6 protein-coding genes and 1 pseudogene are annotated in these 5532 nt (G+C 49.8%); 6 read left to right on the plus strand and 1 reads right to left on the minus strand.

Annotated features, from left to right (window positions below; genetic code table 11):
• Positions 1–268: 268 nt before the first annotated feature.
• From NC980_RS26035 to NC980_RS26055, 5 genes and pseudogenes are all read left to right on the plus strand, one after another.
• Positions 269–400, plus strand: coding sequence for a hypothetical protein (locus NC980_RS26035; protein ID WP_277881323.1), 132 nt, complete (start codon positions 269–271; stop codon positions 398–400).
• A gap of 178 nt (positions 401–578) precedes the next feature.
• Positions 579–1931, plus strand: coding sequence for a glutamate-cysteine ligase family protein (locus NC980_RS26040; protein WP_190375968.1), 1353 nt, complete (start codon positions 579–581; stop codon positions 1929–1931).
• Positions 1924–2778, plus strand: coding sequence for an N-formylglutamate amidohydrolase (locus NC980_RS26045; protein WP_199298435.1), 855 nt, complete (start codon positions 1924–1926; stop codon positions 2776–2778). Before NC980_RS26040 ends, NC980_RS26045 begins: the two co-directional genes overlap by 8 nt.
• A 155-nt stretch (positions 2779–2933) precedes the next feature.
• Positions 2934–3882: pseudogene (locus NC980_RS26050) on the plus strand (IS5 family transposase).
• Between the two features lie 10 nt (positions 3883–3892).
• Positions 3893–4288 carry a hypothetical protein gene (locus NC980_RS26055; RefSeq protein WP_190375969.1) on the plus strand — a complete coding sequence of 132 codons (396 nt, stop codon included), beginning with the start codon at positions 3893–3895 and terminating at the stop codon, positions 4286–4288.
• A 118-nt stretch (positions 4289–4406) separates the two neighbouring features.
• Here the strand turns inward: NC980_RS26055 and NC980_RS26060 are convergent, their stop codons facing one another.
• Entirely contained in the window at positions 4407–5123 is a 717-nt protein-coding gene (locus tag NC980_RS26060) for a hypothetical protein (RefSeq protein WP_190375970.1), read from the minus strand.
• 159 nt (positions 5124–5282) lie between these two features.
• Here NC980_RS26060 and NC980_RS26065 point away from each other — a divergent pair.
• A partial coding sequence (locus NC980_RS26065; RefSeq protein ID WP_190375971.1) for a hypothetical protein occupies positions 5283–5532 on the plus strand: 250 nt, incomplete at its 3' end.

Below are 5532 nucleotides of genomic sequence, written 5' to 3' on the forward strand. Positions count from 1 at the left end.
CTGCGGGTTTTGAGCAGCGGCAGATATGGATTTATCTTGCTGTTATCGCTGGATTGGGAATTGGTTTAGGCGAGGTGTTCGACCTTGTATTCCTTCCGAGCATGCGGTACTGAAGAAGCTCAAATTATTGGAGCTGCGATCGCCAAAGCAGAAAAACCGCCCCAACATTGGGGACGGCAGCCCGTTCAAGTACGATCGACAAATCCGATCTGGGAACCCTGAGCCTGACCCTTATTCCCAGTGGCGATGGAAGAGATCGATCTTATTAATGAACTCTGAACCCGTGCTCTCGCCCATGGCGATCGCGGCATGGCTGATTCGGGCGCTCATACTTAGGCTAGTGGCTTGGGGATTTCTCGCAGAGCGGCGCAATTCGGAAAGAAGATATACAACAAGTTAAGAGTTTGGCTGCGTCAGTCTCAGCAGTACTCTGACGTTTTTATCTTGAGGCTATTACTTTGTCAATTTTCTCTTTCAATCGATAGACGTACTCAAGAGCTCAGCTAGGTCACACTACCCGATAAAACCTATTAACGTTAGTGTAGTCAGTCAAAGCCTCTCACTAGAGCGCTTCAATCATGAGCCATAACGTCAATCGTCGGATTGGGCTAGAGCAAGAGTTTTTTATTGTCGACGCAGAAGGGATAATTGTTGATCGCGCCGATGAGCTATTACAGGGTTGCTATGATCTCGCTCAAAGGCAGGGACGCAACCCGAACAACTTTGCGCCAGAGTTTGTCAAAAGCATGGTTGAACTTAACACTGATCCTGCAAACAGTGTGTCAGGGCTTGCTGACCAATACCTGCGCAATCTACAAGTTCTGCTGATGGCGGCAAAACAATTGGAGCTGCGGCTTTATCCGCTTTCACAATATCCACTGCACCTGTCCCCCACGATTCGCGATGAGCCAAACTATCACATTCAGGCACGGACTGTGGGATATGATCGCTTTCTCGATGCAGGTCGCTGCCTTGGCACCCATCTGCACCTTGAGTTACCCCAAGGAGCGATCGATCCTCGAATTGGAGTGTCTTACCAAGTTTCACCTGAAGCACGGGCTGAGGTTGTGAATCTGTACAACTTAGCGATTGCATTGGACCCAGCGATTATTGCGCTGTCTCGCGCTTGCCCGTTTTATGAAGGTAAAGTGTTTGGGTTAGCGGCACGCACCGTTCACTATCGCGGCAATCAAACCTTTGGATGGGAAGGGGTTTACACTCACTTACCGGAAGTTGGAGCGCTGCGTCCCTATGCAGACAGTGTTGAGCAACTTGTGGAGCAACAATTTGAGCGCTATTATGCTTGGCTTGCTGCAATGGAGCGTGCCTCAGTTGAACGGGCGCAATTTCTCGATGCCGGGGGTAGCTTACTCAAATCGGCATGGAATCCGGTGCGATTGAATGGACACGGCACGATTGAACTGCGCCAAACCGATGGTAACTATCCTCAGGTCATTTTGGCGATCGCAGCTTTGGTGTATCACGCTGCTGATCATGTGCGGCGTGAAAATCTTACAGTCCGTCCAACCGCCGGTGCACATACCTTTGAAGTTAAAGACCAGCAGCTTGTGGTTCCAGATTTCGCGTATCTCAATGGCACATTGTTGTATGCCGCTGCAACTGAAGGTGTGACGCACGCGGCCGTCAAACGATATCTCGATTCCTTACTGGAATTTGCAATTGTGGATCAAGCTGGAGCGGCTGCTCTCAAACAGCTCCAGACCACGATTCGGACTGCTGATCTCGAACACCCTTATCCAACAACTGAAGCGAAGATTTTGCAGCAGTGTGCTCCTGCTACGGCTGAAATAACAAAGGACACTGGATTAGCATTGGTGCGAGCCGCCTGCGATGAGCTAGAGACACAGGTAGAATCTTTCCTGAATCAACCTGAGTTCACGCTACCAACAGGGGGTAATTCTGGTGAATAAGGCAGCGCCCAATCTGCATCCCAAAATCGAGTCATCACATCCTTGGATTTGGACGATCGGCAATCAACCCTTGGTTGCGGCAGCAATTCACGATGGACATGCGGTGCGTGAAGAAGTGGCAGCGCATTTAGCCTTAGATTGGAGCGATCGTAAACGAGAAGAAGATCCCTTCACTGCCCAATGGACGCGCCTTGCTCAGACTCGACTCATTGTGCAGCATTCTCGGTTTGAGGTCGATTTGAATCGTCCACGTGAAAAAGCAATCTATCGACATCCGCAAGATGCGTGGGGGCTCCAAGTTTGGAATCAACCCTTACCTGAGGCATTGATTGCACGATCGCTGACGCAATATGATGCCTTTTACGCTGAGTTAGCACAGGTGTGCCGCTATCTTGAGCAGCGGTTTGGGCGCTTTGTGATTTTGGATTTGCATACCTACAATCACTATCGAGATGGCACAGCTGCCCCCCTGAGCGGTAATCCTGAGATTAATCTCGGCACGAAAACGCTTGATCGTGCTTATTGGTCTCCCATCCTCGATCGCGTTCTAGTTGAGTTGCGGCAATTCGACTTTCTAGGACGACAACTAGACGTGCGTGAGAACGTGAAATTCGGCGGCGGGCAGTTTGCGCGATGGATTCACCAGCACTTTCCGCGCTCAGCTTGTGTCATATCGATCGAGGTGAAGAAGTTTTTTATGAACGAATGGACACACCAACCTGATTTGATGCAACTGGATGCAGTTTACCAAGCGCTCCAATCAATCGTTCCTGGCATCTTAGAAGCGCTGCGGCAGATGAATTTAAGACAACCTGCACCAATTGAATCAGGTCAACGCTTTTACTGAGATCTACTAGCGTGCTCGTGTCCACCGGATTAATCTGCTATTTTTAGCATCCAGTACACGTCTGATTAGCTGATGGAAAATGGCGTTGTTGTATGAATGAGGGATTGCGGAACGGCAAGAGATGGTAAGTTTCAATTACCACACCAAAACTTGCCATGAAGTCTCAATACCACATCCGCAACTGGTCTGAGTATAACGCTGGTCTGAAACAACGGGGAAGCCTCAGCCTCTGGATTGATGAGACTGTCCTGGCGCAATGGATTGCCGAGCTTGAGTGGACAACGTGGAGCTCCGGTGTTCTACAGTGACCTTGCGATAGCGACAATGGCAACGGTAAAAGCGGTTTATGGATTGGCAGGGCGACAATGCGAAGGCTTCTTCGATTCCATCTTTACCCTGCTGGGATTTGAATTTCCCGTGCCTGACCACCGTACGATATCACGTCGCATCGGTAAACTTTCGATAGCGTTGCCTGCCTTTCCTGCAACCGGGACGCGTCATGTAGTCGTCGATTCCACTGGGGTCAAGGTCTATGGCGAAGGCGGGTGGAAGACCCGGCAACATGGAGTCAGCAAACGCTGCACTTGGCGGAAATTGCATTTGGGAGTGGATGAAGCCACAGGCGAAATCCTGTCAGCAGTGGCGACCTCGAATGCGGTTCACGATAGCGAAATCTTGGATGACCTGCTGAACCAGATTGACGAAGACATCGAACAAGTGACCACTGATGGCACGTATGACCATCGGCATTGCTACGATGAGATTACCAAACGCGGGGCAAAGCCTGTGATTCCACAGCGCAAGGATGCGGTGATATGGCAACACGGCAATCGCAAAGCTTCGTCCCATCCCAGAGATGAGAATTTGCGATACATCCGTAAGCATGGACGCAAAAAATGGAAGCGCGATTCCGCTTATCAGTGTCGCTCAATTGCCGAAACCGCGATGTTTCGCTTCAAGGCGATCTTTAGTGGCACTCTCCGTTCACGTCGATGCGACAATCAAACCGCAGAGTTATTGATTAAATGTGCCGCGCTCACCAGCTTCGCTTCCCGAAGGGTTCGCGCAAAACGACTCCGGCTATTTTCGAGTTCGATACCTTGAAGCTGGAGAAATGCACCAGGCTGATGTCTCACCCGATCAATTTCTTCCCCTAGAACGTGCGCGGGTGAGGGTGAGAAACAATCAGACGGACATTATTCATGATGCGATCGCTCGATTGGAGATAGAACGGGACCGACTCAAAGCAGAGGGGACGATTGCACCAGAGCATTGCTGGATTGAAACCGGGAAGGTGAAGGGTCGCAAGTTTCGCCAAGCTTGGTGGCGCAGTGAGCAGGCGATGTTCGAGTCAAAACGTTCTAGGGGAAAGAAGGTGAAATCTTACTATATCGGTGAGGAGGGTAGCCCGAAGCATCAGGAGGCGAAGCGGCAGAAGTATCGGCGCGATCGGTTGAAGGAAATCGATCGACATTTGGAGATGCTAATGAGATGTGATAGTTTTCAGTGAGTATTTGCTTGTAAATGAAATGGCACAGTGAGCCGGAAAGTGTAGAGTCTATCGTGTGTTAGTAGTTTCTCGATGGTTAAGGGAAAGAGTGCTAGCTGGATACGAAGCGGTTACAAAATTATTCCGAGCGTCCCGACTTTGCTCCTGCTTGTTTCAGTAGTTGAATCGTTTGCGGGTTCGTAGCTAAATCGATCGCAGTGTTTCCAGCCTGATTTTTGACATTCACGTTAGCACCCAATTTAATCATGTGTTGAACATAGGTTGGATTATCAAGAACTGTCATCAATGGCGTATTGCCCATATCCCCTTGTACGTTCGGGTCAATTCCTAAACGAATCAAATCGCTGCCATCTGTAAAAAATCCGTAGCGATAATAGCGGCGAGTGAGGGTGAGCATTAAACCACGAGCTTTCGGTAGATCCCCGCTTTGAGATGCAATTTTCAGAGGCGCGAGAATTGTTCCATAGGTGTCGATGCGTCCAAAGGACTGTCCGACTGGGATCAGGAGGGCAGAAAGAATCGCGATCGGGAGGAGTCCTCTCATCCCGACTTTGCGGCAAGCATAATAGCTTAATGTCGGGGGAGCTGTCGTAAGAATTTCGAACGTAGACAAGGTAAGGAGGCTTGATCGACCTAGAAGCAGCCAAAGGGCGAGGTGTCCCATCCAAACGCTTTGCCCTAACATCCAGATCGCCAAGCTTTGAATTGTAAGAAACCAGAATAAGGGAAAGAGGACTAACCAGCCGAGTGTTGAGACTGCCCACAATGTAAGGTTCTGCCAAGGTTGACGAGCAGTTTGGGTTGGCTTCGGAGCAGCAGACTTGAGAGATTTCATCGTTGGTGTTCTAGAGGGGACTTGTTCAGCCTACTCAAGCATTGAAAAAAGCCCTAAAGTCTCGTGTCAGTTCTAGAATTGACAATCGACCATCTCTGTATTAACAAAGCAAAATGCAGAGTTGGAAGACTGACGACCTCAACGAATTAACAGAGAGTAATGTCTAAATTCCTCGGTCACTATCGAACTGGGATGGCGAAATACGATCGTTGTCACCCGCCAACAAGTCGATCGCAGTGGTCGGCATTCCGGGCAGAACTGGAGAAGTTCATCACAGAGCCGAGTTTCGAGGAAGCCTCAGATGTGTTGCACTCTTCTGGTCGGCTGGTCTGGAAGGTGACGGACATTCCGCTTCAGTGGTTGGCTTATCCGACTGTGAGGAAGCATGGAGAGCGATTTGCGGAGACGG

The sequence above is a fragment of the Leptolyngbya sp. AS-A5 genome (genome assembly GCF_039962495.1).
In the GTDB taxonomy this organism is placed as follows: Bacteria; Cyanobacteriota; Cyanobacteriia; order Leptolyngbyales; family Leptolyngbyaceae; genus Leptolyngbya.